Source organism: Shinella sp. GW835-FHT14H05 (assembly GCF_058793575.1).
In genome coordinates this window covers 196,676-220,002 of record NZ_JBXAFY010000003.1, presented here as the reverse complement: position 1 = coordinate 220,002, position 23,327 = coordinate 196,676, and the positions used below count along the sequence as shown (strand labels likewise).

23 protein-coding genes are annotated in these 23,327 nt (G+C 65.0%); 11 read left to right on the top strand and 12 right to left on the bottom strand.

Annotated elements, in window-relative coordinates; translation table 11 throughout:
- Window positions 1-60: 60 nt before the first annotated feature.
- On the bottom strand, window positions 61-966 hold the full coding sequence (locus tag AC1Q6Z_RS12275; protein ID WP_492648011.1) for a phosphotransferase: 906 nt from the start codon (window positions 964-966) through the stop codon (window positions 61-63).
- Between the two features lie 80 nt (window positions 967-1,046).
- On the opposite strand from AC1Q6Z_RS12275, the gene AC1Q6Z_RS12270 reads away from it, so the two are divergent.
- A complete protein-coding gene (locus tag AC1Q6Z_RS12270; RefSeq protein WP_492648010.1) occupies window positions 1,047-1,688 on the top strand; it encodes a class I SAM-dependent DNA methyltransferase in 642 nt (213 codons plus the stop codon).
- Between the two features lie 9 nt (window positions 1,689-1,697).
- Here AC1Q6Z_RS12270 and dmeF read toward each other — a convergent pair whose 3' ends face one another.
- The 7 genes from dmeF to AC1Q6Z_RS12235 all read right to left on the bottom strand — a co-directional run bounded on the left by dmeF (window position 1,698) and on the right by AC1Q6Z_RS12235 (window position 10,461).
- Complete coding sequence (gene dmeF / locus AC1Q6Z_RS12265) at window positions 1,698-2,609, bottom strand: CDF family Co(II)/Ni(II) efflux transporter DmeF (RefSeq protein WP_492648009.1); 912 nt, start codon at window positions 2,607-2,609, stop codon at window positions 1,698-1,700.
- Window positions 2,610-2,636: 27 nt separating this feature from the next.
- Window positions 2,637-2,909 carry a metal/formaldehyde-sensitive transcriptional repressor gene (locus AC1Q6Z_RS12260; protein ID WP_492648008.1) on the bottom strand — a complete coding sequence of 91 codons (273 nt, stop codon included), beginning with the start codon at window positions 2,907-2,909 and terminating at the stop codon, window positions 2,637-2,639.
- 87 nt (window positions 2,910-2,996) lie between these two features.
- Window positions 2,997-5,438, bottom strand: a complete 2,442-nt coding sequence (locus AC1Q6Z_RS12255; RefSeq protein WP_492648007.1) for a GcvT family protein — start codon at window positions 5,436-5,438, stop codon at window positions 2,997-2,999.
- A complete protein-coding gene (locus AC1Q6Z_RS12250) occupies window positions 5,435-6,346 on the bottom strand; it encodes a phosphotransferase (protein ID WP_492648006.1) in 912 nt (303 codons plus the stop codon). Before AC1Q6Z_RS12250 ends, AC1Q6Z_RS12255 begins: the two co-directional genes overlap by 4 nt.
- Entirely contained in the window at window positions 6,346-8,376 is a 2,031-nt protein-coding gene (locus AC1Q6Z_RS12245) for an ABC transporter permease (RefSeq protein WP_492648005.1), read from the bottom strand. The genes AC1Q6Z_RS12250 and AC1Q6Z_RS12245 overlap by 1 nt, the downstream gene beginning before the upstream one ends.
- A gap of 4 nt (window positions 8,377-8,380) precedes the next feature.
- Window positions 8,381-9,397 (bottom strand): quaternary amine ABC transporter ATP-binding protein, encoded by a 1,017-nt coding sequence (locus AC1Q6Z_RS12240; protein WP_492648004.1) that lies wholly within the window; start codon window positions 9,395-9,397, stop codon window positions 8,381-8,383.
- 98 nt (window positions 9,398-9,495) lie between these two features.
- The gene (locus AC1Q6Z_RS12235) at window positions 9,496-10,461 is read right to left on the bottom strand and encodes an ABC transporter substrate-binding protein (RefSeq protein ID WP_439615756.1); all 966 of its coding nucleotides are present in this window, start codon (window positions 10,459-10,461) and stop codon (window positions 9,496-9,498) included.
- Window positions 10,462-10,694: 233 nt separating this feature from the next.
- Here AC1Q6Z_RS12235 and AC1Q6Z_RS12230 point away from each other — a divergent pair, with 233 nt between their 5' ends.
- On the top strand, window positions 10,695-11,456 hold the full coding sequence (locus AC1Q6Z_RS12230; protein WP_435265761.1) for a DeoR/GlpR family DNA-binding transcription regulator: 762 nt from the start codon (window positions 10,695-10,697) through the stop codon (window positions 11,454-11,456).
- 47 nt (window positions 11,457-11,503) lie between these two features.
- Here the strand turns inward: AC1Q6Z_RS12230 and AC1Q6Z_RS12225 are convergent, their stop codons facing one another.
- From AC1Q6Z_RS12225 to AC1Q6Z_RS12215, 3 genes are all read right to left on the bottom strand, one after another.
- Window positions 11,504-11,737, bottom strand: a complete 234-nt coding sequence (locus tag AC1Q6Z_RS12225; protein ID WP_256116410.1) for a DUF2171 domain-containing protein — start codon at window positions 11,735-11,737, stop codon at window positions 11,504-11,506.
- Between the two features lie 75 nt (window positions 11,738-11,812).
- The gene (locus AC1Q6Z_RS12220) at window positions 11,813-13,126 is read right to left on the bottom strand and encodes a type I glutamate--ammonia ligase (protein ID WP_492648003.1); all 1,314 of its coding nucleotides are present in this window, start codon (window positions 13,124-13,126) and stop codon (window positions 11,813-11,815) included.
- Window positions 13,116-14,012: a MurR/RpiR family transcriptional regulator gene (locus AC1Q6Z_RS12215; protein ID WP_256116407.1), complete on the bottom strand. Its 897-nt coding sequence runs from the start codon at window positions 14,010-14,012 to the stop codon at window positions 13,116-13,118. Before AC1Q6Z_RS12215 ends, AC1Q6Z_RS12220 begins: the two co-directional genes overlap by 11 nt.
- A 147-nt stretch (window positions 14,013-14,159) precedes the next feature.
- Between AC1Q6Z_RS12215 and AC1Q6Z_RS12210 the strand changes: the two genes are divergently transcribed.
- From AC1Q6Z_RS12210 to AC1Q6Z_RS12170, 9 genes are all read left to right on the top strand, one after another.
- Window positions 14,160-14,975: an N-formylglutamate amidohydrolase gene (locus AC1Q6Z_RS12210; RefSeq protein ID WP_492648002.1), complete on the top strand. Its 816-nt coding sequence runs from the start codon at window positions 14,160-14,162 to the stop codon at window positions 14,973-14,975.
- Complete coding sequence (locus AC1Q6Z_RS12205) at window positions 14,965-15,615, top strand: cysteine hydrolase family protein (protein WP_492648001.1); 651 nt, start codon at window positions 14,965-14,967, stop codon at window positions 15,613-15,615. Before AC1Q6Z_RS12210 ends, AC1Q6Z_RS12205 begins: the two co-directional genes overlap by 11 nt.
- 124 nt (window positions 15,616-15,739) lie before the next feature.
- Complete coding sequence (locus AC1Q6Z_RS12200) at window positions 15,740-16,912, top strand: ABC transporter substrate-binding protein (RefSeq protein ID WP_256116402.1); 1,173 nt, start codon at window positions 15,740-15,742, stop codon at window positions 16,910-16,912.
- A gap of 54 nt (window positions 16,913-16,966) precedes the next feature.
- Entirely contained in the window at window positions 16,967-17,701 is a 735-nt protein-coding gene (locus tag AC1Q6Z_RS12195) for an ABC transporter ATP-binding protein (RefSeq protein WP_492648000.1), read from the top strand.
- Window positions 17,694-18,401 carry an ABC transporter ATP-binding protein gene (locus AC1Q6Z_RS12190; protein WP_492647999.1) on the top strand — a complete coding sequence of 236 codons (708 nt, stop codon included), beginning with the start codon at window positions 17,694-17,696 and terminating at the stop codon, window positions 18,399-18,401. Before AC1Q6Z_RS12195 ends, AC1Q6Z_RS12190 begins: the two co-directional genes overlap by 8 nt.
- Window positions 18,402-18,404: 3 nt before the next feature.
- The gene (locus tag AC1Q6Z_RS12185; protein WP_492647998.1) at window positions 18,405-19,295 is read left to right on the top strand and encodes a branched-chain amino acid ABC transporter permease; all 891 of its coding nucleotides are present in this window, start codon (window positions 18,405-18,407) and stop codon (window positions 19,293-19,295) included.
- A 12-nt stretch (window positions 19,296-19,307) separates the two neighbouring features.
- A complete protein-coding gene (locus AC1Q6Z_RS12180; protein WP_439615763.1) occupies window positions 19,308-20,336 on the top strand; it encodes a branched-chain amino acid ABC transporter permease in 1,029 nt (342 codons plus the stop codon).
- A complete protein-coding gene (locus AC1Q6Z_RS12175) occupies window positions 20,333-21,001 on the top strand; it encodes a cysteine hydrolase family protein (RefSeq protein ID WP_492647997.1) in 669 nt (222 codons plus the stop codon). Before AC1Q6Z_RS12180 ends, AC1Q6Z_RS12175 begins: the two co-directional genes overlap by 4 nt.
- 15 nt (window positions 21,002-21,016) lie before the next feature.
- A complete protein-coding gene (locus AC1Q6Z_RS12170) occupies window positions 21,017-22,330 on the top strand; it encodes an aspartate aminotransferase family protein (protein ID WP_492647996.1) in 1,314 nt (437 codons plus the stop codon).
- 3 nt (window positions 22,331-22,333) lie between these two features.
- Here the strand turns inward: AC1Q6Z_RS12170 and doeB are convergent, their stop codons facing one another.
- A complete protein-coding gene (gene doeB / locus AC1Q6Z_RS12165; protein WP_492647995.1) occupies window positions 22,334-23,326 on the bottom strand; it encodes a N(2)-acetyl-L-2,4-diaminobutanoate deacetylase DoeB in 993 nt (330 codons plus the stop codon).
- Window position 23,327: the final 1 nt, after the last annotated feature.

The window sequence follows — 23,327 nt, the reverse complement described above, 5'->3', positions numbered from 1 at the left end:
TGATATGAAATATATTTCAGGATTATAGGCTGAAATCAAGCCCGAGAGGTGAAATATCTTTCAGCCCTTCGCTACAGCGTCAACCGAGGCCGTAAAGACCGGATCGGCCATCAGCGCGCGGCAGCGGGCAAACCGCCCGTCCGCATAGGCGCGGAAATCGGCCGCCGGATTGCCGTTGGCGAGCTGGATGAGGCCCCAGAGCGTCCAGAGCAGGTCGCACATCGCCTTGTAGATGACGATGCGGCCGCGCTCGGCGGGCTTCGGCTCCCCGCCGAAATAGGCGCGGATCAACTCCTCCTCCTGGGCGCCGGTGAATTCCGCCTCGACGGAGAGATCGCCGAGGTCCCACATCGGGTCGTTCATGCCGGAATATTCCCAGTCGACGATCCACATGCGCTCCCCCGTATCGAGAAAGTTCTCGCAAAGCGGGTCGCAATGGCAGGCGACGACGGGCAGCGCATGGGCGGCGAGCGCCGCGCGCACCGTTTCGGCCTCGCGCAAGCCGTCGTGATATCCCTCCGGCAGAGCAACGTCCTTGGTGGAGAGCACGGCGAGATAGTCGTCGATCATCGCAAAGAGCTCGAAACGCGCCGGGAAGACCGCTCCGCTGTCGTGCAGACGCCGGAAAGCTTCGCCCGCCCGCGCCGGGGCACCGGAGACGGCGTTGAAACCTTCGGGCGTCATCGTCGTCGCGCCGGGAATGAAGCGGGTGACCATCAGCCCGGTCGCCGGATCCGCGTGAAAAACCTCCGGGCCAACGCCGACGCGTGCCGCCTCTTTCGCCGCGATCGCCTCGTTGCCGCGGTCGATATATTCCTCCGTGCCCTTGCCGGGCACGCGCAGGCACCATTCACCCGCGCGGAAGACGAGGTTGGTGAGGCCGCCGAGCCGCTCGATAGGGCCGTCATAGCCTTCCAGGAGCGGGATTCCTGCAATCGCCTCCATCGCCTGCTGCTCTTCGTTCATGAACACCTCCTTTTGGCCAGCGATGACGGTTCCACAGATTTCGCCCTTTCGCTATCATCATCAAAACACGAGGGAAGGCCATGGCAAACGGACATCATGAGGGTGCACTCGGCGCAGTCTACAATGCAAGCGGCACGGAAGAGGTGGCAGCCCTCTACGACCGCTGGGCCGAGACCTACGACGCCGACATGGCGAGCGCCGGCTATCGCCACCCGTCGATCTGCCTCGGCCTTCTCGCGCGCCACCTGCCGCGGGGCGCTTCACCGCTGCTCGATGCTGGCGCCGGCACCGGGCTCATCGGCGAATGGCTGTCGATCCTCGGTTACGCCCATGTCGAGGGCCTCGACATTTCCGAAGGCATGCTCGCGCGCGCAGCGGCGAAAAACGTCTATGCCGCCCTGCACCGCGCCGCGCTCGGCAATCCCCTGCCCTTCCCGGACCGGCATTTCGCCGGCGTCGTCTCGGCCGGCGTCTTCACCTCCGGCCATGTCGGCGTGGAAGGCCTGCCGGAGCTTCTCCGCGTCACGCAACCGGGCGGCATCATCGTGCTCACGGTGAAGAACACGCTCTGGAACGACGGCTTTGCCGACCGGCTTGCCGAGCTGGAGCGGGAGGGCATTCTGCTGCGGGCGGAGGAAACCGTCCCTTACGTCTCCATGCCTGGCGAGACCGGCACCGTGCCGAGCCGCGGCGTGGTGCTGAAAGTGCTGCGCCACGCCTGAACGGCAAAACTATGCCGGCTGGACTTCGACGGTAACGTGCGACAGCGCACCGAGATGGGCAAGCCGTGCCTTGTAGTCGGACGGCGCCTTCGGATGCGGCGATGAAAGCGCGACGATGGCGGCGTGATGGCCGGGGCCGACCTGCCAGACATGCAGGTCGGTGATGTGCTCCTCGCCGCGCTCCAGCGTCGCGCGGATCTCGTCCGCGAGCCCCGCCCCTTCCGGCGCTGCATCGATCAGCACCCCGCCCGTCTCGCGGATCAGGCTCCACGACCAGCGCACGATGACCAGCGCGCCGACGATGCCCATCAGCGGATCGGCCCAGAGCCAGCCATAGCTGCGACCGAGCAGCAGCGCGACGATGGCGAGGATCGAGGTCAGCGCATCGGCGAGTACATGCAGATAGGCGGCACGCAGATTGTTGTCCTGCGCGTGGTGTTCATGATGGTGATGGTCGTGATCGTGGCCATGGTGATGGCGCGTGTGGTCGTCCCGCAGCAGCCAGGCGCTGACGAGGTTGACGGCAAGCCCAGCGACAGCGACGGCGATCGCCTGTTCAAAGCCGATCGCGACCGGATTGGCGAGGCGCACGAAGCTTTCCCAGCCGATGAGGAGCGCGATCAGCGCCAGCACGATGGCGCTGGCGAAGCCCGCAAGATCGCCGAGTTTGCCGGTGCCGAAGGTGAAGCGCGGGTCGCGCGCATGGCGGCGGGCATAGGCGTAGGCCAGCGCGGCGATCAGCATGGCACCGGCATGGGTGGACATGTGCCAGCCGTCCGCCACCAGCGCCATCGAGCCGTAAAGCGTGCCGGCGACGATTTCCGCCACCATCATGCTCGCCGTCAGCGCGATGACGAGCCAAACCTTGCGTTCGTTGCGGCTGTGATCGGAACCGAGAAAGACATGGTCATGCGTGGCCATGGTTTGCCCCTTTCGTTGCGGGCGGCGCTATTTCAGATAGGTCCGGATGACCTCGATCAGCTCTTCGCCGCCCTGAAGACAGTCCGCCTTGCTTTCCGCGGCGATGACGTGGTGGCGCAGGTGATCCTCCATCACCTCCGCCGTCAGCCCGCCGAGCGCGCCGCGCACGGACGCGAGCTGGCGCATGATCTCCCCGCAGCCCGTCTCACCCTCCAGCGCCCGCTCGATGCCTTCGAGCTGGCCGCGGATGCGGCGCACGCGGGCGATCAGCTTGTCCTTCTGCTGGATGGTATGGCTCACGTCATCACCTTCGAACTTATAGTATACCCCCCTATACTATATGTTCCGCGATCAAGGAAGGCCCGAAGGCCTTCCCAGGCCGTGCGCTCAGACTTTCACGCGCACGGCCGCCGGATCATAGAGCGGTTCGAGGTGGATTTTTGCCGGCGTGCGCTCCATGGCGACGACGAGTTCGTAGTCGCCGCCCGTCAGGAAATCGTCGTCCACGCCCTCGGCGCGGCGCACATAGCCGTAGCCGACATTCTTGCCGAGCGTATAGCCGTAGCCGCCGCTCGTGAGGTAGCCGACGGGCTCGCCGTTGCGCAGGATCGTCTCGCGACCGACCAGCACGACGTCCGGGTTGTCGACCGTGAAACCGGCGAGCGCCTTCTTGCGCGTTTCGCCCTGCAGGGCCTCCAGCGCGCGGCGGCCAAGGAAATCCGTGTTCTTGCGCAGCTTCACAGCCCAGCCGAGGCCGGCATCGAGCGGCGTATCGTTCGGCGTGATATCGGACCCCCAGGCGCGATAACCCTTTTCGAGGCGCAGCGATTCCAGCGCACGGTAGCCGACCGGGCGGATATGGAAGGGAGCGCCCGCCGCCATCAGCGCGTCGAAGACGGTGCCGATGGCATCGATCGGCACATGCAGCTCCCAGCCGAGTTCGCCGACATAGGTGACGCGCAAGGCGCGCACGACATGGCCGGCGATCGCGATCTCCCGCACATGGCCGAAGGGGAAACCGCCATTGGAGACGTCGGCATCCGTGACGGCAGCGAGCACATCGCGCGCCTTCGGCCCCATCAGCGAGAGCGTGCCGAAATCCTCCGTGACGTCGCGCAGCGTCACGTCGAGATCGTCGGGGATATGGTCCTCGATCCAGCCGAGATCATGGGTGCGGAAGCCGGTGCCGGTGACCACGTAGAATGTCTCGTCGGCAAGCCGCGCCACCGTCAGGTCCGCCTCGATGCCGCCGCGGGTGTTGAGAAGCTGCGTATAGGTGAGCCGGCCGACCGGCTTGCCGACATCGTTGGCGCAGATCCAGTCGAGCGCCTTCAATGCATCCGGCCCCGTCATCTCGTATTTGGCGAAGGAGGACTGGTCGAAGATACCGACCGCCTCGCGCACATGGCGATGCTCGTCGCCGACGGCGGAAAACCAGTTCTGCCGGCCCATCGAATAGATGTCCTTCGGCTCGGCACCCTTCGGGGCGAACCAGTTCGGCCGCTCCCAGCCGAGCTTGGAGCCGAACACCGCGCCATGCGCCTTCAGCCGCTCATAGAGCGGCGAGACGACGCGCGGGCGGCCGCTTTCATATTCCTCATGCGGGAAGCCGATCGTATAATGTTTGCCATAGGCCTCCAGCGTGCGGTCGAGCACCCATTGGCGATCGCGGTGCATGCCGGAAAAACGGCGGATATCGACCACCCAGAGATCGAGCGGCGCCTCACCGTCGACGACCCATTGCGCCAGCACCCAGCCCGCCCCACCGCCGGACGCGATTCCGAAGGCATTGAAGCCGGCGCCGACGAACATGTTCTTGCATTCCGGCGCGACGCCGAGGATGAAGTTGCCATCCGGCGTAAAACTCTCCGGCCCGTTGATCATCTGCTTGACGCCGACCTTTTCCAGCGCCGGCACGCGGGCGATCGCCTGCTCCATATGCTGTTCGAAATGGTCGAAATCGTCGTCGAAGAGGCGGAAGGCGAAGTCGTCGGGCACGTCGCCGGTCGTCCAGGGCTGCGGGTTCGGCTCGTAGCCGCCCATCACCAGCCCGCCGACCTCCTCCTTGAAATAGGTGCGGCGGTCGGGGTCGCGGATCGTCGGCGCGTCGGTGGCAAGGCCCGGCACCTTTTCGGTGATGATATATTGGTGCTTGACCGGCTGGAGCGGCACATTGATGCCCGCCATGGCCCCCACCTGCCGCGCCCACTGGCCGGCGCAGTTGACGACCTTTTCGCAGGAAATATCGCCGAGCGTGGTGCGCACACGCCGGATGCGGCCATCCTCGATATCGAAACCCGTGATGCGCGCATTTTCGACGATCTTCGCGCCGTGCATGCGCGCACCCCGGGCGAGCGACTGGGTGATGTCGGACGGGCTCGCCTGCCCGTCGGTCGGCAGCCAGCTCGCGCCGACGAGGTCGCCGACCTCCATCAGCGGCCACATGGTCTTCACTTCCTGCGGCGTCAGCAGGTGCATGTCCATGCCGAAACTTTTCGCGGTGGTGGCGAGGCGGCGGAACTCGGTCCAGCGGTCCTGGTTGGTGGCAAGGCGCAGGCAGCCCGTCATCTTCCAGCCGGTGGCAAGGCCCGTCTCGGCTTCGAGGCCCTTGTAGAGATCGACGGAATATTTCAGCACGCGGGTGATCGAGGCGGAGGAGCGGAGTTGGCCGACGAGGCCGGCGGCATGCCAGGTGGAGCCGGAGGTCAGCGTGCCCTGCTCCAGAAGGATCACATCCGCCTTGTGGTCGCGGGCGAGATGATAGGCCGTCGAGCAGCCGATGATGCCGCCGCCGATGACAACGATCTCAGCATGGGATGGCAGGGTCATTTGGTGTGTTTCCCGTATTTTGTTCTGTAGTGGTCAAGCGCCCTGTCGAGGCGATCGAGATTGTCCGCCGTGTAGCCGACATAGTCGGCGCCCGGCGCGGTGAGATGGAGTTCGGAGACCATGCTCCACATCGCCTCGCGCAACAGCGAAGCGCATTGCATGGCGGCATGCGAGCGGCGGATCGCCGGGTCCGGCGCGCCGCCGAAATAGGCATCTAGGAAATCGTCGGCCTCGTCCGGCGAAAGCCCGGCATTGGAAGTGGCGCCGGCCAGATCGAACATGGCGGTGGAGAAACCGGCATATTCGAAATCGATCAGCCAGAGGCGGTCGCCATCGTCGAGGATGTTCGTCGGCAGAAGATCGTTGTGGCCGAAGACGATCGGCAAGGGCGCCTGTGCCGCCTCCAGCTCCTCGGCGAGCGCGAGGTAGCCGGGCAGATGCGGCTTCATGCGGCTGCCGCCGTCCTTCAGGGTGCGGGCATAGTCGCGCACCACATGGAACGGCCAGAAGAGGAAGGCGGCGCCGCTGATCTCCGCCGGCATCTTGGTATGGAAGCAGCGCAGCAGCTCCGCCACGCGCCGACGTTCCGCAGCGACGTCCTCTGCGCCAAAGGTTTTTGCGCCGAGGAAGGCGGAGACCATGAGGCCCGGCTCGGCATATTGAACCTCCGGGCCGAAACCGGCGGCATGAGCGGCCCGCGCGGTCATCAGCTCCCGCTCACGAAAAACGTGGTGGAAGGGATAGTCCCGGCCGAAGCGCACGACATGGCGCCCGGCCCCATCGCTCACAAGATAGCTCTCGTTGCTGATGCCACCTTTCAGAGGCGCGATCTCGATGCGGCCTGTCCAGCAGGGCAGAGCGCGAATACGGTCCTCGACGGCGCGGCTGATCTCGATATGTCCCTCCATCAGCTCACCCTCTCACGGATGCGGTTGGCGCCGGCGGAAATCAGCCGGTCGGCGATGATGGCGATGAAGGCGATGGACAGGCCGGCGACGATGCCGCGGCCGGTATCGGCCTTGGTGAGCGCGATATAGACCTCCTGCCCGAGATCACGCGTGCCGACCAGCGCGGTGATGACCAGCATGGAGAGCGCGAACATGATGGTCTGGTTGAGGCCGAGCAGGATCTCCGGCAGCGCCAGCTTCAGCTTGATCTTGGTAAGAATCTGGCGTGGCGTGCAGCCCATGGCGCGGCCGGCTTCCACCACGCGCGGATCGACCCGGTGCAGGCCGAGCACCGTGTAGCGGATCGCCGGCACGACGGCATAGGCGACGACGGCGATCATCGCGGTGAAATCGCCGACCCTAAACAGCATGACGACCGGCATGAGATAGACGAAGGAGGGCAGCGTCTGCAGCGTATCGATGACGAGTTGCAGCCAGCGCCAGAGCCGGTCGCGCTCGGCCGCGAGGATGCCGAGCGGCACGCCGATCAGGCAGGCGAAGACGACGGAGACGCCGCAGAGATAGACGGTGACGGTCGCCTTTTCCCACTGACCCGTCGCCGCGATCAGGAAGGCCAGCACGCCGACCAGCAAGGCGAGGCGCAGCCCGCCAAGCCTGTATCCCGCCAAAGCCAGCAGCGCCACGACGCCGGCCCAGGGCAGGTCGGCGAGCAGTCGCTTCAGGGGCACGAGCAGGTTCAGCAGGATAACGTTGCGGATCGCCTCCAGCGCGTCGAAGAAGTTGATGTTGATCCAGCGCACGACCTCGGACCAGAAGCTACCGGTGGAGACCTGCCAGGCTTCGGGAAAGGATTGAAGCGCGGGCACGGCAAGGCCCGCAACGAAGGTCACGACGACGATCGCCAGTGCGGCGACGAGATAGGGGTGGCGCGAGACGAAGCCGCTCCCTGCCGGGATGCCGGCCGCCGGTTTTCCCGCCTTTTCCGCATAGGCTTGGCTCAGCCGGTCGAGCGCCACGGCGAGCGCGACGATCGCTAAGCCCGCCTCCAGCCCGGCGCCGATATCGAGGCGACGAAGGGCGGCGAGCACGTCGAAACCGAGGCCGCCGGCGCCGATCATCGAGGCGATGATCACCATGTTGAGCGAGAGCATGATGACCTGGTTGACGCCGACCATCAGGCCGTCCTTGGCCGACGGCACCATGACCTTCCACGTCATCTGCCGCCGGCTGCACCCGACCATGTTGCCGAGGTCGCGGATTTCCGATGGCACCGAACGCATGGCGAGAATGGTGACGCGCGCCATCGGCGGCAGGGCGTAGATCAGCGTCGCGACGATCGCCGATGTCGGGCCGAAGCCGAAGAAGACGAGGACGGGCACGAGATAGGCGAAGACCGGGATCGTCTGCATCAGATCGAGCACCGGCACCAGCACGCGCTCGAAGAGCGGCCAGCGCCAGGCGGCAAGGCCGAGAAGCAGGCCGACGACGACGCCGATCGGAACCGCCACGACGATGGAGGCGAGCGTCACCATGGCGCTCGTCCACTGGCCGAAGAGCACGAGGAAGCCGAAGCAGGCGGTGACGAGGGCCGCCAGCCGGACACCGCCGGCGTGATGGCCGATCAGCGCGACGATGGCGAGCACCGCCAGCCAGGAGAGCGGCGGCACCTGCTGCACCGCGCTCGACCCCTGCCCCGAGAGCAGGCCCGTCGAGAGCAGGCCGAGCGCCACGCGGTAGGGCAGATCGATGATTTCGGCGACGAACCGGGTGAGATCCGTGAAGGTGAAGAGCCCGAAACTCGCCTCGTCCAGCAGCCATTTCGTCGCCTTGCCGATCCAGCGCGCGGCGGGGATTTCGAGGGCACGCGGGTAGGAGAAAGCCCATTTCGCCAACCCGTCGCCGAACTGCCAGAAGAGGACGAAGACCGCGAGCGCCGTAGGCCACAGCCAGCGCGCCCGCGCCGTTGCGATGGAGGGGTTTTCCGGGATCGGCTCGGAGACGGGCTGGAGGAAGGGGAAGGAGGCGCTCATGCCGTCAACCCCGCATCATCACGTCGACGACCGCGGTGCGGTCGATGAGGCCGACGGGTTTTCCCGCGCCGTCGAGCACGGCCAGCGCCTCGTTGCCTGCGGAGAAGAGCGGCGCGGCCTCGGCAATGGGTGCGGCGGCGCGGATCGAGGTCAGCGGCAGCACGCCGTTGAGCGGCCGCATCAGCGAGCCCACCTTGACGACCTTGGCCCGCGCAACGCTGCGCGTGAACTCCGCCACATAGGGCGTGGCCGGGTTCAGCACGAGGTCTTCCGGCGTGCCGGCCTGCACGATCTCGCCGTCCTTCATGATGGCGATGCGGTCGGCAAGGCGGATCGCCTCGTCGAAATCATGGGTGATGAAGACGATGGTCTTCTTCAGCACGGATTGTAAGCGCAGGAATTCGTCCTGCATTTCGCGCCGGATCAGCGGGTCGAGTGCGGAAAACGGCTCGTCGAGGAACCAGAGTTCCGGTTCCACCGCCAGCGAGCGGGCGATGCCAACACGCTGCTGCTGGCCGCCGGAAAGTTCGCGCGGGAAGGCGCTCTCCTTGCCGGCCAGGCCGACGAGGTCGATCATCCGCCGCGCCCGCTCCTCGCGCGCGGACCGCTCGATGCCCTGGATTTCCAGCGGAAAGGCGACGTTTGCCAGCACCGTCAGGTGCGGCAGAAGCGCAAAATGCTGGAACACCATGCCCATCTGGTGGCGGCGGATTTCGATCATCCGCGCTTCGCTTGCCGCCAGCAGGTTCTCGCCGTTGAAGAGGATGTCGCCGGAGGTCGGCTCGATGAGACGCGACAGGCAGCGCACCAGCGTCGACTTGCCGGAGCCCGACAGGCCCATGATGACGAAGATCTCGCCCTCGCGGACCTCGATATTAACGTCGCGCACCGCGCCGACGGCGCCGGCCGCGCGCAGGTCCGCGCTCGTCGGCCGCCCGGCCGTGCCGATCAGGGATTTGCCGCCGGCGCCAAAAATCTTCCAGACGCCGCGGCAGACAAGTTTCGGTTCGTGAGAAGCCATCGTTCTTCCGGTCGCGTAATCGAAACGCAGCCCTTCCGGGACCGCACGCTCAAGGAAACGACCCGGCCCCCTGCTGGCGGGAGCCGGGCCTGGCGCTTCTACTTCTTGATCCAGCCGGACCAGCGCGGCTCGTTGGCCGCCATCCATTCGGCGACCACCTCCGAGACCTTCTTGCCGTCGAGGTCCACCTTGGTGATCATCGCGCCCATCTCGTCATTGTTGATGTTGAACGCCTTGATCGCCGCATAGGCGCCCGGCCACTTGTCCTTGACGCCCGACCAGCCGACCTTCCAGATCGGGCCGAAGGGCTTGCCGCAGTCATAGGCGGCATCCGGGTTCACGCCGACGGCCGGGTCCGTGTAGCATTCCTTCGAATAGGGCGGGAACTCCACCCATTCGCCCTTGTACTTGGCCGGCGCCCAGTGCGGCGCGTAGATCCACAGCAGGATCGGCGCCTGGCGCTGGTAGGCGCTTTCGAGCTCGGCAAAGAGGGCGGCATCGGTGCCGGCATGGATCACCTCGAAGGGCAGGTCCAGCGCCTCGACGCGCTCGTCGTCAAAACCGCCCCAGGTGACCGGGCCGCCCAGATACCGGCCTTTCGGCGCGGTTTCCGGAATGGAGAAGGCCTCGGCGCAGGCTTCGCTCTTCAGCGCTTCCCAGTTCGGCAGGCCGGGGCATTTCTCCTTCATGTATTCCGGATACCACCACTCTTCCTTGGCCTGCATGCCGGTCTCGCCGAAATTCTCGACCTTGCCGGTGGCTGTTGCGGCGTCCATCGCGTCGCGGCCGGTGGTTTCCCACATTTCCATGGCGACATGCAGGTCGCCTGTCTCCAGGCCCGCGAATTGTGCGAGATAGTCGGCCTGGACATATTCGACGGAATAGCCGGCCTTCTTCAGCACCTCGCCCATGATTTCCGTGGTGATGAGCTGGCCGGTCCAGTCATGCAGCGTGAGCTTGATGGGATCGGTGGATTCCTGCGCCCTGGCGGGCGCCATCGTGAGGGCCGCGGACAGGCAGAGCGTCGCGGCAAGCATTCCTGACAGGCGAATAGGTTGAAACATGCGTGATCTCCCGGTCGCACTTTGAAGTCGATGCTGTTCTGCGTGCGCAGGAGGCCGTTCCCCGTACTTTTGTATCTGTCGACCCGTGCACGCCGCCAATCTCACGCGGGATGAAAGCGCCTGTCAATCCTGCACTGTGGCTTTTTATGTCTTTATGCCTGCTTTTGCGGCTTTCTTGCCAGATGATCCATCTAGGATTATGAAGCAGGAGAACGCATGCGGACACGACGACGATGAACCACTCCAAGCGCCACAACGACATTCTCCGCCTGCTCCAGCAGGACGGCACGGTGACGATCGCCGATCTCGCAAAGAAACTCGAGGTTTCGCTGGAAACCGTGCGGCGGGACATCAAGCCGCTGACGACCAACGGCACCGTGCTGAAGATGCACGGCGCCGTGGCGCTGCCCTCCGTGGTGGGCGAAGCGCCCTTCGAAAAGCGCATGCGCGAAAACAGCGAGGCGAAAAAGGCGATCGCCATCGCTATGGCCGCGACGATCCGCGACGGTGATTCGATCATGCTGGATACGGGCACGACGACGAGCTATCTTGCCCGCGAACTGCTGGGCCACCGGCGGCTGACCGTCGTCACCAACTCCTCCGACATCGCCCGCACGCTTTCGACGGTCAACGACAACCGCGTCTATATGGCCGGCGGGGAGCTTCGCAGCGACAACGGGGCCGCTTTCGGCGTCTCGGCGATCGAGTTCATCAGCCATTTCACCGTCGGCCATGCGGTGATTTCCACAGGCGCGATCGATGCCGGGATCGGCGTTATGGACTACGACTTGGAAGAGGCGGAATTCGCGCGTGCCGTGGTGTCGCGCGGAAAGCGCGCGATCGTCGTCACCGACCACACGAAATTCGGCCGGCAGGGCCTGGTGCGCGTATGCGAGTTCAGCGCGCTGACCGACCTTTTCACCGACAAGGCCCCGCCGCGCGACGTCTCGTCGTCGCTGAAGGCCGCAGGCGTCAACGTCGTCCTGGCACGCTGAACGCAAAGCGGCCCGGCAGGAGACCCGCCGGACCGCTCGAAATCACGTCAGTTCATCGTCGACCATTGCCGCTCGACTTCCTCGACGTCCTTGTTCAGGTGCACATGCGCATCGACGTGATCGACCCAGTCGAGAGGGATCAGGTGATGCTGGCCATCCTTCGAATCGCTCTTCGTGAGCTTGATGCGGCTTTCGCCCTCCATATGGTCGACGGTGCCGATGTGACCGCCATCGGCAGCCCGGACTTCCATATGTTCACGGATTTCGCTTGCAGCGACCATGGGACTTCTCCTTTCAGGTGAAACGTCACCCGGAAGAAACGCGGGGACCCTCGCGTGGTTCCCGCGCCCGCGGTGCTAGTAGGCCGCCTCGTAGGCGGCGCAAATCTCGGCCTGCGTCTTGCCGGCGAGATAGGCGATTTCGCCCTCCTTGTGCTTGACGTAGACGTCGGCGAACCCTTCCGGGAACCAGCCGCACACCGTTGCATTGCCCCGGAAGCGCTGGAGCGCTGCTTCGAGCGTCTGCGGCAGGCGCACGTAGCCGCGGGCGGCCAGCCCCTCGACATTCAGCAGCGACAGGTCCTCCTGCGTCGCCTCCGGCACCGCCAGCCCCTCCTCGATGCCCTGCACGCCGGCATGGACGATCGCGGCGAGCGCCAGGTGCGGATTGGCGGCGCCGTCGGCGGCGCGGAATTCGAAGTTGAACTGGGCGGCGCGCGCGATATCGCTGATGTCCGAGACCGGGCAGATCCGCACGGACGCCTCGCGATCGCGAAAACCGAGATTGTTGAAGGCGGCACTCCAGCGATGCGGGGTCAGCCGCAGGTAGGAGACGACGCTCGGCGCGGTGATGGCGATGATCGAGTCGAGATATTTCAGGATGCCGGCGACGAATTTGCCCGCGACATCGGAGAGTTCGTGTTTGCCGTTCGGGTCGTAGGTGACCGGATTGCCGGCGGAATCCAGCATGCTGATATGCACATGCACGCCATTGCCGACGCCGGCGGGATCGCGGATCGGCGTGAAGGTCGGATCGTAGCCGAGTTCGCGGGCGACGAGCTGGACGAGCTCGCGGGTGATCAGCGAGTGGTCGGCGACCGTGACGCCCTTCTGCGGCCCCATCGTCACCTCGAACTGGCCGGCACCGAATTCCTTGAGGATCGTATCCGGCGTCACGCCCGCCTCGCGCATGGCGGCGACGATCGCCTCGCAAAAATGCCGCTCCTCCTGGAAACCGCCGAGCGTGAAGGCCTTGCCGACCTCCGAGACGAGGTGCTTGATCTGGAATTCGTGCTCGAAGGCGCCGTAGAGCGTGACGCCCGCCACCCTCTCCAGCCGCTCAAGGGCGGCTTCGAGGATCGAGCGCGTGCAGAATTCCCACGGCCGGCCATCGGTATAGCGGATATTGCCGATGACGAAATTCTCGTTGGGCGCCCCCTCCTCGCTTTCGATGCTGACGCTCGTCGCGGCGTCGGGGATGAGCACGAGGTCGCCGAGCGAGCCGAAGGGGCTTTCGGCTATGTTGTCGAAGCAGGTGATCTGCACATTGGTCGGCGTCCAGCCGACGCCGCGTTTCAGACGCTTTTCCATCTGCGCCAGCGGAAAAGCCTTGCCGCGCACCTTGCCCGAAAGGTCGCCGCAGCAGGCGACCATCATTTCCTCACGTTTCATCTGCGTCCCCGTTGATCTGGTCATAACCCGGCATCGAAAAGCGGATGCCGTCCCAATCCTTGATGCGTTTCTGCGTCGCTTCCCAATCGGCCTCGGAGACGCGCACGATGAGCGCCTCGACGAGTGCCATGGCGGCGGCGACCGTATCCCAGGCCGTGCCGGCATCGATCGGCAGCGCCACGATATGATCGGCGCTGCGGGCGGCCGGCGACATCCACTTGTCGGTGACGACGACAATCGTTGCGCCGCGCTTTTCAGCGATCGTCTCGGCAAGACGCGAGAGGCTGAGCTGGTAACGCCGGAAATCGAACAGCAGCACGACGTCCTTCTTGCGCATGCGCAGCACGTGCTCCGGCCACATTTCCGGGTTGTCGGCCATGTGGTAGATGCCGCTGCGGATCTGCCTCAGGTGGATCGACAGGAACGAGGCGACATTGTCGCTGACGCGGCCGCCGAGCAGGAAGATGTTGCGCGAGGGATCGGCGAGCAGGTCGGCGAGAATATCGAACTGCGCCTGCGACACCGTCGCCGTCATTTCCTGCATGACCGCCGAGACGCGCGCCACATATTCCGACAGGAATTCCGAATGGCCGACCGGCTTCTGGCTGGATTTGAGGTCGAGCGGCGAGCGCTGCCCTTCCTTCAGCTCGGTGATGAGCTGGCGTTGCAGGTCCTGGAAGCCGCCACAGCCGATCTTGCTGACAAAGCGGGTGATGGAGGGCGCGCTGACCCCGGTCTTCGCCGCCAGTTCCTGAATGCTTTCAAGCCCGGTGAACGGGTAGTCCGCAAGGATGGCATTGGCGATCTTGCGCTCGCTGGCGGTGAGTTGCGCTGCGGCATCGCGGATTCTCGTGCGGATCGTCGTCGACGACTTACCATCGCTCATTGGCGTTCGTTCCCTTTGCTGAAACGAATATTCGCGCCTTGAAAAAAATTAGTCAAATGGAAAAATTCGATTGACTATGATCGGAAAATTTCTTTGACTGCTGGCCATAGAAGCCCGCGCCTCGGGCTGCAGGACGGATCCCATTTCATGCTGAGGTTCGCAGACCGCGACACGACGAGATTGCTGCAGGCGGGAGACCCCGATCCCGTGGAATGGATCAATTCCACGGGGCGATCGGCGATTTTCCTCACCTGCGAGCATGCCGGCCGCGCGGTTCCGGCAGCGCTCGGCGATCTCGGCATTGCGGCAGACGAGATGGACCGTCACATCGCCTATGACGTCGGTGCGGAAGGGGTCGCCCGCGCGCTCTCCGAACGCCTCGATGCCGCCCTGATCCTGCAACGCTACAGCCGGCTCGTCATCGACTGCAACCGGCCCTTCGAGGCGAAGGACTGCATCGTCACGACCAGCGACGGCACGGTCGTGCCGGTCAATGCCGACGTGACCGACAAGGAACGCCAGCGCCGCTACGTGGAAATCCACCAGCCGCTGCACGAGGCGATCGCGGTGGCGCTCGACCAGCGGCAGGCGAGCGGCAAGCCCCTTCTCCTGGTCTCGGTGCACAGTTTCACGCCGGTGATGCGCGCCACCGGCGCGGTGCGGGATTTCGAACTGGGCCTGCTCTACAATCACGATGCGCGCCTTGCCGAACGGCTGGCGGAAACCTTCCACGCCACCAATCCGGACGTCACCGTCAAGCTCAACGCGCCCTATCACGTCGACGACACATCCGATTACACGATCCCCGTGCACGGCGAGCGGCGCGGCATTCCGCATGTGCTTCTCGAAGTGCGCAACGACCTCATCAACGACGCCCGCGGGCAGCAGGAATGGGCCGACCGGCTGGCCGGCCCCCTGCTTCTCGCGGCAGAAACCCTCGAAGGACCCACCGATGGCCGCTGACCATCTGACCACCCGCGACGTGCCGCTCGATCCGGCCGCCTCCGCCATCCTCTTCATCGACGTGCAGAACTTTTCCGTGCGGCGCGACGGCGGCGAGTTCAAGGACGTTTCCGACGCGGATATTGCGGGCCAGTACGGCTATTATTTCAAGCGCATCCACGAGGTGGCGATCCCGAACATGCAGCGCCTGCTGGCGGGCTTCCGCAAGGCCGGAATCGAGGTGCTGCACACCACTATCGAGAGCCTCACCAAGGACGGCCGCGACCGCGGCCTCGACTACAAGATCACCGGCTTCAACGTGCCGAAGGGCTCGTCCGATGGCAAGGTGATCGACGAACTGGCGCCGCTCGAAGACGAGATCGTCTTCCCGAAGAGCTCGTCCAGCGTCTTCGTCTCCACGCATATCGACTATGTGCTGCGCAATCTCGGCGTCAAACAACTTGTGCTTTGTGGACTGCTGACCGACCAGTGCGTGGAATCGGCCGTGCGCGACGCCTGCGACCTCAACTATCTCGTGACGCTCGTGCCGGATGCCTGCGGCACCTATTCGCAGGAGCGCCACGACAATTCGCTGCGCACGATCAAGGGCTATTGCCGGCAGGTCTCGACCGACGCGCTGCTGAACGAAATCGGGCAGTAAGCCCGCAAACAGAACCGACGGGACGGACACAAGGAGCATTCCAGGGCGGGCCGCAGAACAAAACAAAAAGGCCGGACCGCCGATCCATTCACTGCCGAAAAGGCACCACAAAAGGGGAACGACCATGATGAAGACTTCCAGACTGCTTCTGGCGGCGACGAGTTTCGCGCTGGCCTCCACCGCGGCCCTTGCCGCCGACGACAAGATCGTGATCGGCGGCGCGCTGTCGATGACGGGCATCCAGGCCCCGCTCGACACGCCCGGCTATAACGGCGCGCAGGTCGCCGTGAAATTCCTGAACGACAATGGCGGCGTGCTCGGCAAGCAGATCGAGTTCATCAACATCGACGGCAAGTCCGATCCGGTGACGGTCGGCAATGTCGCCGTCGAATTGATCGACAAGGGCGCCCAGGTCATCGTCGCGCCCTGCGACTTCGACTTCGGTTCGCCGGCCAGCCGCGAGGCACAGTCCGCCGGTCTCGTCGGCATCTCGACCTGCGCCTCCGACCCGCTCTATTCCTCCTGGTCGCTCGGCGACAAGCAGTTCACGCTCTCCATGTGGAACACCACGATGGGTGCGACGGCCGCCGACTTCGCCTTCAAGGAAAAGGGCTGGAAAACGGCCTATGTCGTCACCGACCAGTTCATCGCCTACACCAAGTCGCTCTCGAAATATTTCGTCGAGCAGTTCAAGGCGGATGGCGGCGAGGTCATCCTCGAAGACACCTATACGAACGGCGACAACAACTTTTCCGCCCAGCTCGCACGTCTCCAGGCGCTCGGCAAGAAGCCGGACGTGATCTTCGTCTCGTCCTACGGCACGGATATCGGCGTGATCATCCGGGCGCTGCGCGAAGTCGGCTACGATGCGCCGATCCTCGGCGGCGATGCCTATGACGACCCGGCCATGCACCAGGCGCTCGGCGAAAAGTTCGGCAACGACGTCTATTTCGTCACGCATACCTGGATGGGCGCGGGAGCGGATCCGGAAATGGAGAAGTTCATCGGCCTCTACAAGGAGATGTTCGGTAAGGACCCGGACACCTCCTTCGTTTCGACCGGCTGGGATACGATCATGATGATCGCCCAGGCGATCAAGGCGGCCGGCTCGACCGATGGTGCGGCCGTTGCCAAGGCGCTGGAAGACGGCCAGTTCAAGCTTTTGACCGGCGATCTCGACTACGGCACCAACGAGGAAGGCCACGTTCCGAACAAGGCGGCGGCCCTCATCGAGCTCAAGGGCGGCAAGCCGACCTTCGTCGGATGGCGCAAGCCGGAATCCCTGCCGAAGCCCTGATCGCCCCTGCCTGCGGGCCGGCCTTGTGGCCGGCCCATTACTATCGGGAAAGCCATGTCTGAAACGCGCCTCGCGGTAAACGACGTGTCGGTGGAATTCACCGGCCTTCGCGCCCTCGACCATGTGTCCCTCTCCGTCTCGACCGGCGAGGTCGTCGGCCTCATCGGGCCGAACGGCTCCGGCAAGACGACGCTCATCAATGCGATCACCGGCCAGGTGAAGCTGGCGGGCGGCACGATCACCGCCGGCGACACTAGGCTCTCGGGCCTCTCGCCGCGCGAAATCGCGCTGCAAGGCGTCAGCCGCTCGTTCCAGATCGTCCGCCTGTTCAACACGATGACGGTGCTGGAAAATGTCGAGGCCGCAGCGCTCGCGAAGGGTGCCTCGCTTGCGGTTGCCACCGAGCGCGCAAAGGGAGTGCTCAACGAACTCGGCCTTGCCGCCAAGGCCGACGAGCTCGGCGAAAGCCTCAGCTATGGCGACAAGCGCCGTGTGGAAATCGCCCGTGCGCTCGCCGCCGAACCTCGTTTCCTGTTGCTCGACGAACCGGCGGCCGGCATGAACGACGCGGAGACCGAGACCCTGCTGCACACGCTGTCCGAGCTGCCGAAAACACGCGGCCTCGGCCTCCTCATCATCGATCACGACATGGGGCTGATCATGCGTCTCTGCCACAGGCTGCATGTGCTTGCCACCGGCCGCACCATCGCGGAAGGCGACGCCGCCCATGTGCGCAGCCACCCGGCCGTCATCGAGGCCTATCTCGGCAAGGGAGCGGTCCATGCTTGATGTGCGTGACCTCTCCGTCAGCTACGGCACGATCCGCGCGGTGCGCGGCATCAGCTTCACCGTCGGCAAGGGCGAGCTGGTGAGCCTGCTCGGCGCCAATGGCGCGGGCAAATCCTCGACCATCAAATGCATCGCCGGCGCGCTGAAGGCGTCCGGCGGCTCCATTACGCTCGAAGGCAAGGACATCACGGCGGCGAGCCCCGAACAGGTGGTGCGCGCCGGCCTCGCCACCGTGCCGGAAACCCGCGATGTCTTCCCGGACCTGACGGTCGCCGAAAACCTCATGCTTGGTGCCTATATCCACCGCCGCGACCAGGCCGGCAACCGCGAGAACCTTGAGCGCCTGCACACGCTGTTCCCGCGCCTTGCCGAACGCTCGCACCAGCCGGCCGGCACGCTGTCCGGCGGCGAGCAGCAGATGCTCGTCATCGCCCGCGCGCTGATGTCGCGCCCCACCGTGCTGCTGCTCGACGAGCCCTCGCTCGGCCTTGCGCCGGCCATCGTCGAGCGCATCTTCGAGATGATCGAGACGCTGAAAAAATCCGGCCTCACCATCCTGCTCGTCGAGCAGAACGTGAACCAGGCGCTCGCCGTCGCCGACCGCGCCTATGTCATGCGGCTCGGCGCGATCGTCACATCCGGCACGGCCGACGAGATCCGCGCGACAAGCGATCTCAGCGCGCATTATCTGGGAGGCTGACCCATGGCTTTCGCGATCCAGTTCACCATCGACGTGCTCAGCCTTGGCGGCGCATACGCCCTGATGGCGCTCGGCCTCGTCATCGTCTACGGCATTCTGCGGCTGGTGAATTTCGCCTATGGCGAACTCATCATGGTTGCCGGCTACACGATGTTCCTCGCCAGCGGCTCCGGCCTGCCGTGGATCATCATGGCGGTGCTCGCCGTTGTCATGGCGATCGTCTTCGGCATCCTCACCGACTACGTCGCCTTCCGCCCGGTGCGCGCCAAGTCGGTAACGGCGGTGCTGATCACCTCCTTCGCCTTCTCCAACCTGTTGCAGAACGCGGCCCTGCTCTTCATCTCGCCGCGCCCGCGCAACGTGCCGCTGCCGGAAATCTTCTCGCAGACCGTCACGATCGGCGGCGCCATCACCCCGGTGCGCAACCTCATCACGATTGCCGCCTCCATCGTGCTGCTCGCCGCCGTCGCCTTCCTGATGCGCAGGACGACGCTCGGCATCGCCATGCGCGCCGCCGCCACCAACTTCACCATGGCGCGCATGCTGGGAGTGCCGGCAAACCTCATCATCTCGTCGGCCTTCGCACTCTCCGGCTTTCTGGCCGGCGTCGTCGGCATTCTCTGGATCGGCCGCATCGGCACGGTCGTGCCGGGCGTCGGACTGGAACCGCTGCTCGTCGCCTTCATCGCCACCGTCATCGGCGGCATGCGCAGCCTGCCCGGCGCGGTTGTCGGCGGCTTCCTGCTAGCGCTGATCGATACGACACTCAACTACACCCTGTCGCAGGATCTTTTGAAGTTCCGCGACGCCTTCACCTTCAGCCTCGTCATCCTGATCCTGCTCTGGCGCCCGCAAGGCCTCATCAAGGGTCCGGCCAGCGGCCAGCGGACCTGAGGAGCGGAACCCATGAAACATTCCTATCTCACCGCCCTCATCCTCATCGCCGTCATTGTCGTCATCGGCGTCGGCAGCCAGTTGCTCGGCATCCGCCTCTACGACCGCATCGCCACCAACCTCTTGATCTCGCTGGTGCTCGTCGTCGGCCTGCAGACCTTCATGGGCAATTCCGGCCTGCTCTCCTTCGCCCATATCGGCTTCATGGGGCTTGGCGCCTATACCTCCGCCGTGCTCACCATTCCGGCACAGATGAAGGGCATGGCGCTGCCCGATCTCTATGAGTTCATGAAGGTCGTGGAAGTCTCGCCGCTGCTTGCCATGCTGGCAGCCGGCGTGCTGGCGGCGGCGGTGGCGGCCGTCGTCGCCTACCCCTTGATGCGGCTTTCGGATGCCGCGTCGGTCATCACCTCCTTCGCGCTGCTCGTCGTGCTTTACACGGTCATGAACAACTGGAGCGCCTTCACCAACGGCCCGCGCACGCTCTTCGGCCTGCCGAAGACGACGGACATGCCGATCGCCGCCATCGTCGCCGGCATCGTCGTCATCGTGGCCCTGCTCTTCAAGGAATCGCGCACCGGCAAGCTGCTGCGCGCCTCCCGCGAGGACGAGGTGGCCGCGGCAGCGCTCGGCGCCAACATTCCGCACCTGCGCTGGCGCGCCTTCATTCTCGCCGCCTTCATCGCCGGCATCGGCGGCGCGCTCTGGGGCCACTTCATCACGTCCTTTGCGCCAAAAGCCTTCTATCTCAAGGAGACCTTCCTGATCATCACCATGCTGGTGATCGGCGGAGCAAACACGGTGACGGGCGCCGTCGCTGGCACGGTGCTGATCACCGTCGCCTATGAGGGCCTGCGCAGCACCGAGGGCGCGCTCAACGCCACGTCCTTCGGCGCCGGCCAGGTCATCGGGCTTACCGAAATCGTGCTAGCGCTCGCCATGATCGCCGTAATGATCCTGAAACCCGGCGGTCTCTTCCCCAACCGCGAGATCGGCCACATCCTCACCCGCGCCCGCCGCAAGAAGGAAACCGCCCCATGACCTGGAAGACCGCCTACCGCTCCTTCTATTACGCCAATGCCGACGAGCCGGACGATATCGTGCTCGATCCGGAAACGACGGCGCTCCTCGTCATCGACATGCAGAACACCTATCTCGACCCGAAGGACACGCGGGAAGAAACCGCCCGCTGGCAGCCTTTCTACGACCGCATGCGCGGAACGGTGATCCCCAACACCGCGCGCCTGATCGACGAATGCCGCAAGCGCAAGGTGGAGGTCATCTACGCCCGCATCGCCTGCCAGAAGCCGGACGGCCGCGACCGGTCGCTGAGCCAGAAGAAGCCGGGCTTCAACTACCTGCTGCTGCCGAAGGAATTGCCGGAAGGCCAGGTCGTGCCGGAACTGGAACCGCGACCCGACGAGATCGTCATCACCAAGACGACCGACAGCGCGCTGACCGGCACGAACCTGCGCCTCATCCTGCATAATATGGGTATCAAGGACGTCATCTGCTGCGGCATCTTCACCGACCAGTGCGTCTCCTCGACCGTGCGCAGCCTCGCCGACGAAAGCTTCGGCGTGGTCGTCGTCGACGATTGCGGTGCTGCGGCGACGGACGAGCTGCACAAGCGGGAACTGGAGATCATAAACATGATCTACTGCCATGTCGTCCAGCTCGACGAGGTCATCACCTTCTTCAAATAAACGAGGAAACGCGCCATGTCCGGTCTCTACGCCCGCGAAAGCCGATCCGTCTCCACCATGGCGCACCTGCGGTTCTTTCCGCAGGCGGTCGTCGGCGGCAGCGGCGCCTATCTGACGGGAGACGACGGACGGCAGCTTCTCGACTTCGCCGCCTCCTGGGGGGCGGCAAGCCTCGGCCATTCGCATCCCGCTGTCCGCGAGGCCGTCAACCGCGCGCTCTCCGACCAGGCGGGCGCGAGCTACCTCTCGACCGCCAACGAGCCCTGCGTGCTGCTTGCCGAAAAGCTGCTCTCGCTGGTGCCGGAGCGTGCCCGCGGCCGGGTCTGGTTCGGCCATTCCGGCTCGGACGCCAATGAGACGGTGGCCCGCATGGTGGTGGCCGCCACCGGCCGGCCGCGTATCCTCGCCTTCAGCGGCGCCTATCACGGCGGCACCGTCGGCTCGATGGCCGTCTCCGGCCATCCTTCACAGCAGGGCACAAGGGCCGAGGGCTTGACGCTGGTGCCCTACCCGAACAGCTATGCCGCCGGCAGCCCCGAGGCCGCGAAGGACGCAGCCCTCTCCCATCTCGAAACCCTTTTCGCAACCGAGGTGCCGCCGGAAGAGGTCGCCGCCTTCTTCATCGAGCCGATCCAGTCGGACGGCGGCATGCTGGTGCCGCCGGACGGTTACTTCAAGGCGGTGGAAACACTCTGCCGTAAACACGGCATATTGCTCGTCTCCGACGAGGTGAAGGTCGGCCTTGGCCGCAGCGGCCGCTTCCACGCCTTCGAACATTCCGATATCGAGCCGGACATCGTCGTCTTCGGCAAGGGCCTTGGCGGCGGCCTGCCGATCTCGGCGGTGGTCGGCCCGGAAGCCATCCTGAACCACGCCGTCGCCTTCTCGCTACAAACGGTGCACGGTAACCCGGTCTGCGCGGCCGCCGCTCTCGCCGTCCTGCAAACGATCGAGCGCGACCATCTGGTGCAGAACGCAGAGCGAACCGGCAATGTACTGCGCGAAGCGCTCAACCGCCTCGCCGCCCGCCATTCCCTCATCGGAAATGTACGCGGCCGTGGCCTCGCGCTCGGCGTCGAGCTCGTCACCGACCGCACAACCCGCGAACCGGCCGCGCGGCAGACGGCGCTCACCGTCTACCGTGCCTTCCAGCTCGGCCTCGTGCTCTACTACGTCGGGGTCCGCTCCAACGTGCTGGAATTCACCCCGCCCCTGACGCTCACCGAAAACCAGGCACAGGAGGGCGTCGCCATCCTCGATCAGGCGCTCGCCGACGTCGCGGCAGGGCGCGTCGACGAAAGCCTTCTCGCAGAGTTTGCCGGCTGGTAGCCGTCAGTCGACGATATCAGCCAGCACGCTGACACAGTCGCCGGACTTGACGAGGCCGGGGAAGTGGCGGGCAGCGAGAATGCCGTCCATCTTCGCCTTCACCTCCAGAGGAGCCACGCCCGTGCGCCCGACCGGGTAGATGCGGGCGACGACGTCGCCATTCTTCACCCGGTCGCCGAGATCGTAGAGCGGCTCGATCAGCCCACCGTCTTCGGCGAAGGAGAAACAATTGCCGTCCGGCATGTCGAGCCAGGTCGTGTCCGTGGCCTCGACCGAGCCCTTCAGGATCCCAGCCGCCTTCAGCACATTCGAGACGCCGGTCTTGGCGATGCCAGCGCTCTTTGCGGTCGCCGTACCGCCGCCGCCGAGTTCGGTGGTGATGAAGACCTTGCCCATCTCCTCGGCCACCGTGTCGTACATGCCGACGGCGTCGATCTCCAGCATTTTCATCGACCAGGGCGCGCCGAAGGCGCTGACGAGGTCGAAGGCCTTTGCTTCCTGCGCCTTGTCAGAGAGAATATGCGCGGCGCAGAAGGGCAGGAAATCCAGCGTCTTGCCGCCCGAATGGAAGTCGAGCACGATATCGGCGAGCGGCAGCAGCGTGCGCTGGAAATAATCGGCGATCTTTGGCGTGACCGTGCCATCCGGCGCGCCCGGAAAACTGCGGTTCATGTTGCCCTTGTCGATCGGCGAGGTGCGCGTGCCGGCAAGGAAGGCGGGATAGTTCATCGCCGGAACGATGATGACGCAGCCGGACACATCCTCCGCCTTCAGCGTGCGCGCGAGATCGAAGAGCGCGATCGGCCCTTCATATTCGTCGCCATGGTTGCCGCCGGTGAGAAGGGCCGTCGGCCCCTCCCCGTTTTTTATCACCGTCACCGGGATCATCACCGAGCCCCAGGCAGAATCGTCCCGGCTGTAGGGCAGGCGCAAAAAGCCGTGCTGCACACCCTCGGCCGAAAAATCGACCGTGGGGCTGATCGGAGAAGCACGCATG

Excerpts from the sequence above, each read along its gene's own strand:
- AC1Q6Z_RS12275 (WP_492648011.1), bottom strand. The coding sequence starts at position 966 with ATGAACGAAGAGCAGCAGGCGATGGAGGCGATTGCAGGAATCCCGCTC.
- AC1Q6Z_RS12270 (WP_492648010.1), top strand. The coding sequence starts at position 1,047 with ATGGCAAACGGACATCATGAGGGTGCACTCGGCGCAGTCTACAATGCA.
- dmeF (WP_492648009.1), bottom strand. The coding sequence starts at position 2,609 with ATGGCCACGCATGACCATGTCTTTCTCGGTTCCGATCACAGCCGCAAC.
- AC1Q6Z_RS12255 (WP_492648007.1), bottom strand. The coding sequence starts at position 5,438 with ATGACCCTGCCATCCCATGCTGAGATCGTTGTCATCGGCGGCGGCATC.
- AC1Q6Z_RS12250 (WP_492648006.1), bottom strand. The coding sequence starts at position 6,346 with ATGGAGGGACATATCGAGATCAGCCGCGCCGTCGAGGACCGTATTCGC.
- AC1Q6Z_RS12245 (WP_492648005.1), bottom strand. The coding sequence starts at position 8,376 with ATGAGCGCCTCCTTCCCCTTCCTCCAGCCCGTCTCCGAGCCGATCCCG.
- AC1Q6Z_RS12240 (WP_492648004.1), bottom strand. The coding sequence starts at position 9,397 with ATGGCTTCTCACGAACCGAAACTTGTCTGCCGCGGCGTCTGGAAGATT.
- AC1Q6Z_RS12235 (WP_439615756.1), bottom strand. The coding sequence starts at position 10,461 with ATGTTTCAACCTATTCGCCTGTCAGGAATGCTTGCCGCGACGCTCTGC.
- AC1Q6Z_RS12230 (WP_435265761.1), top strand. The coding sequence starts at position 10,695 with ATGAACCACTCCAAGCGCCACAACGACATTCTCCGCCTGCTCCAGCAG.
- AC1Q6Z_RS12225 (WP_256116410.1), bottom strand. The coding sequence starts at position 11,737 with ATGGTCGCTGCAAGCGAAATCCGTGAACATATGGAAGTCCGGGCTGCC.
- AC1Q6Z_RS12220 (WP_492648003.1), bottom strand. The coding sequence starts at position 13,126 with ATGAAACGTGAGGAAATGATGGTCGCCTGCTGCGGCGACCTTTCGGGC.
- AC1Q6Z_RS12215 (WP_256116407.1), bottom strand. The coding sequence starts at position 14,012 with ATGAGCGATGGTAAGTCGTCGACGACGATCCGCACGAGAATCCGCGAT.
- AC1Q6Z_RS12210 (WP_492648002.1), top strand. The coding sequence starts at position 14,160 with ATGCTGAGGTTCGCAGACCGCGACACGACGAGATTGCTGCAGGCGGGA.
- AC1Q6Z_RS12205 (WP_492648001.1), top strand. The coding sequence starts at position 14,965 with ATGGCCGCTGACCATCTGACCACCCGCGACGTGCCGCTCGATCCGGCC.
- AC1Q6Z_RS12200 (WP_256116402.1), top strand. The coding sequence starts at position 15,740 with ATGATGAAGACTTCCAGACTGCTTCTGGCGGCGACGAGTTTCGCGCTG.
- AC1Q6Z_RS12195 (WP_492648000.1), top strand. The coding sequence starts at position 16,967 with ATGTCTGAAACGCGCCTCGCGGTAAACGACGTGTCGGTGGAATTCACC.
- AC1Q6Z_RS12190 (WP_492647999.1), top strand. The coding sequence starts at position 17,694 with ATGCTTGATGTGCGTGACCTCTCCGTCAGCTACGGCACGATCCGCGCG.
- AC1Q6Z_RS12185 (WP_492647998.1), top strand. The coding sequence starts at position 18,405 with ATGGCTTTCGCGATCCAGTTCACCATCGACGTGCTCAGCCTTGGCGGC.
- AC1Q6Z_RS12180 (WP_439615763.1), top strand. The coding sequence starts at position 19,308 with ATGAAACATTCCTATCTCACCGCCCTCATCCTCATCGCCGTCATTGTC.
- AC1Q6Z_RS12175 (WP_492647997.1), top strand. The coding sequence starts at position 20,333 with ATGACCTGGAAGACCGCCTACCGCTCCTTCTATTACGCCAATGCCGAC.
- AC1Q6Z_RS12170 (WP_492647996.1), top strand. The coding sequence starts at position 21,017 with ATGTCCGGTCTCTACGCCCGCGAAAGCCGATCCGTCTCCACCATGGCG.
- doeB (WP_492647995.1), bottom strand. The coding sequence starts at position 23,326 with ATGCGTGCTTCTCCGATCAGCCCCACGGTCGATTTTTCGGCCGAGGGT.